The 2691-nt window shown below is 63.5% G+C and carries 4 protein-coding genes; 3 read left to right on the top strand and 1 reads right to left on the bottom strand.

Annotated elements, in window-relative coordinates; all coding sequences use genetic code 11:
• Together JHD73_RS27410 and JHD73_RS27405 are read left to right on the top strand one after the other, a co-directional pair.
• Nucleotides 1-441 (top strand): GNAT family N-acetyltransferase (locus JHD73_RS27410; RefSeq protein WP_199033283.1); only part of this gene is annotated, 441 nt, incomplete at its 5' end.
• Between the two features lie 34 nt (nucleotides 442-475).
• Nucleotides 476-1288 carry an arylamine N-acetyltransferase gene (locus JHD73_RS27405; RefSeq protein ID WP_199033282.1) on the top strand — a complete coding sequence of 271 codons (813 nt, stop codon included), beginning with the start codon at nucleotides 476-478 and terminating at the stop codon, nucleotides 1286-1288.
• Between the two features lie 38 nt (nucleotides 1289-1326).
• On the opposite strand, the gene JHD73_RS27400 is transcribed toward JHD73_RS27405, so the two are convergent.
• On the bottom strand, nucleotides 1327-2343 hold the full coding sequence (locus tag JHD73_RS27400) for a 1-aminocyclopropane-1-carboxylate deaminase (RefSeq protein ID WP_199033281.1): 1017 nt from the start codon (nucleotides 2341-2343) through the stop codon (nucleotides 1327-1329).
• A 156-nt stretch (nucleotides 2344-2499) separates the two neighbouring features.
• Between JHD73_RS27400 and JHD73_RS27395 the strand changes: the two genes are divergently transcribed.
• Nucleotides 2500-2691 (top strand): Lrp/AsnC family transcriptional regulator (locus tag JHD73_RS27395; RefSeq protein ID WP_199033280.1); only part of this gene is annotated, 192 nt, incomplete at its 3' end.

The raw sequence follows: 2691 nt of genomic DNA, 5'->3' as shown, positions 1-2691 counted from the left end.
GGCCTGCACGGCCGGTTCTACGCGCAGCATTGGGGGTTTGGCGTGTTTTTCGAGCGCCGTGTGGCAACGGAGCTGGCCACGTTTGCGGCCGCGCTGCCTGATGACGACAAGGCGCTGTGGCTATGCGTGGAGAACGGCCGCTGCCTGGCTTCGCTGGCGATGGACGGCAACCCCCACTACCGCGCCGCGCACCTGCGGTGGTTCATCGTCGATGATGCGTTGCGCGGCACCGGCATTGGGCGCGAACTCATGTCGCGCGCCATGCGCTTTGCCGATGCGCGTTTTGACGAAACCTACCTCGATACCTTCAAGGGGCTGGATGCGGCGCGCCGCCTCTACGAGTCATTCGGTTTTGTGCTGACCCAGGAAGAAGAAGGTACGCAGTGGGGCAGCACCGTGACTGAGCAGCAATTCCGCCGCCGCTCGAAAGGTCATGCATAGTCGTGACTTCGGTCATTTCGCAAGGACGTTGCACGTGACACCTTCCATCGATCTGGATGCGTATCTCAACCGTATCCAATGGGGCGGCGATGTTCGCCCCAGCTACGACACCCTGACCGGGCTGCTGCGCGCGCACATGCAGCACATCCCGTTCGAGAACCTGGATGTGCTGCTTGGGCGCGGCATCCGCATCGACCTCGACAGCCTCCAGAACAAGCTCGTGCGCGCACGCCGTGGTGGCTACTGCTTTGAGCATTCAACGCTGCTTGCTGCGGTGTTGGAGCAACTCGGCTTTCAGCCGGTCCGCCAGTTGGCACGGGTGACCGTGCTGAGGCCTCGCACCGAGATGGCCCGCACGCACATGTTCCTGACCGTGCCGCTGAAGGAGGGCACGTTCGTGGTCGACGCCGGGTTTGGTGCGTTGGCGCCGCGCGTGCCGGTACCGCTGGAGGAGGGCGTGCCGGCCACGATCGACAGGGAAACCCATTGGATGGTGCGCGATGCAAACCGCTGGAGCCTGCGCGCGCAAGTGGGCGACAAACCGCCCGTTGATGCCTGGGTGTCGACGTTGGAAGAGGAGGGGCCGGCCGATTTTGAAATGGGGAGCCACTTCACGGCAACGTACCCGGCATCCCCGTTCCGCAATCAGATCTTGCTGCGTGCTCTGACGAAAGACGGCCGCGTCTCTGTGTTGAACCGCAACGTCACGATCGTGCGCGCAGGCACGTCGCACAAGATCGAGTTGGCGGATCGCACCGCGTTGCGCACGCTGCTCGCAGACCACTTTGGGTTCGATCTGCCGGAGGTTGAGCAGCTTCGCGTGCCCGACATTCCGGAGTGGACCTGATCGACGTCACTCCACCCCGGCTGTCGTGTGCGTGCAGGTCAGCCGTTGCGGAACAGGAAGCTGTAACCGTTCAGCGCGGGCACGCCGCCCAGGTGCGCATACAGCACGCGCGAGCCCGCCGGAATGTCACCCCGGCGGATCAGATCGATCATGCCCTGCATCGATTTGCCCTCATACACCGGGTCCGTCAGCATGCCCTCGGCACGGGCGCACAGGCGGATGGCGTCGAGCGTTTCTTGTGACGGCACACCGTATTCCGGATATGCATAGCGCGTGTCGAGCACCACGTCGGCATCGGTAATGTCGCGGCCCAGGTCTACCTTGTCGGCCGTCTGCCGGGCAATGCGCAGGATCTGCTCGCGCGTCTGCTCCGGCTTGGCGGAAGCATCAATGCCGATTACGCGATCCGCCCGCCCATCCGCCGCAAAACCCACCACCATGCCCGCCTGCGTGCTGCCCGTGACCGAGCACACGATGATGTAGTCAAACTTGAAGCCGAGCGCCTTCTCCTGCTCGCGTACCTCCTCTGCAAAGCCCACAAAGCCCAGGCCACCCAGCGGGTGGTCTGACGCCCCGGCGGGAATCGCATACGGCTTGCCGCCCGCGCGGCGCACGTCTTCCAGCGCCTGCTCCCAACTTGCCTTGAACTCGATGCCGAAGCCGGCATCCACTAGCCGCACATCCGCGCCCATGATGCGCGACATCTGAATGTTGCCAACACGGTCATACGCGCCGTCAAACCAGTTCACCCAGTTCTCCTGCACGGTCACGCAGCGCATGCCCAGATGCGCCGCCACTGCCGCCACCTGCCGCGTGTGGTTCGACTGGATGCCGCCAATGGTGACCAGCGTGTCGCAGCCCTGCGCCAGCGCCTCCGGAATCAGGTACTCCAGCTTGCGCGTCTTGTTGCCGCCGAAGGCCAGACCGCTGTTGCAGTCCTCCCGCTTGGCGTAGATCTCCACCTTGCCGCCCAGTTGTGCGGACAGACGTGGCAACGCCTGAATGGGCGTCGGCCCAAAGGTGAGTGGGTGGCGGGGAAAGCGTTGCAGGTTCATGCGCGTTGCTCCGGTCCAAATGGGTGAAGGGGGAATCGGGTACCTCCATGCTAGGGAACAACGCGCGAAACAGGGTTGTGAAGATTGGCCTGTTGACGCATCATGGCACGCAGAATCAGGTACGCTGGTATCTGAAGTTGTGCGTAACTACTATTTATGGCAACAAAATTGCGTGCAAGAACCAAGGTGGTGCCAAAGCCAACCGCACCGCCGCCCGAGCTGGATCGAACAGACAAAGCGATCCTCCGCGCCCTGCAGAAAGATGCGTCCATCAGCAATGTCGCGCTGGCCAAGCGCGTGAACCTGAGCCCGGCTGCATGCCTGCGGCGAGTGGAGCGGCTCAAGGCC

Source organism: Ralstonia sp. ASV6 (assembly GCF_016429285.1).
In the GTDB taxonomy this organism is placed as follows: Bacteria; Pseudomonadota; Gammaproteobacteria; order Burkholderiales; family Burkholderiaceae; genus Ralstonia; species Ralstonia flaminis.
This window is presented reverse-complemented; position numbering and strand designations above follow the sequence as displayed.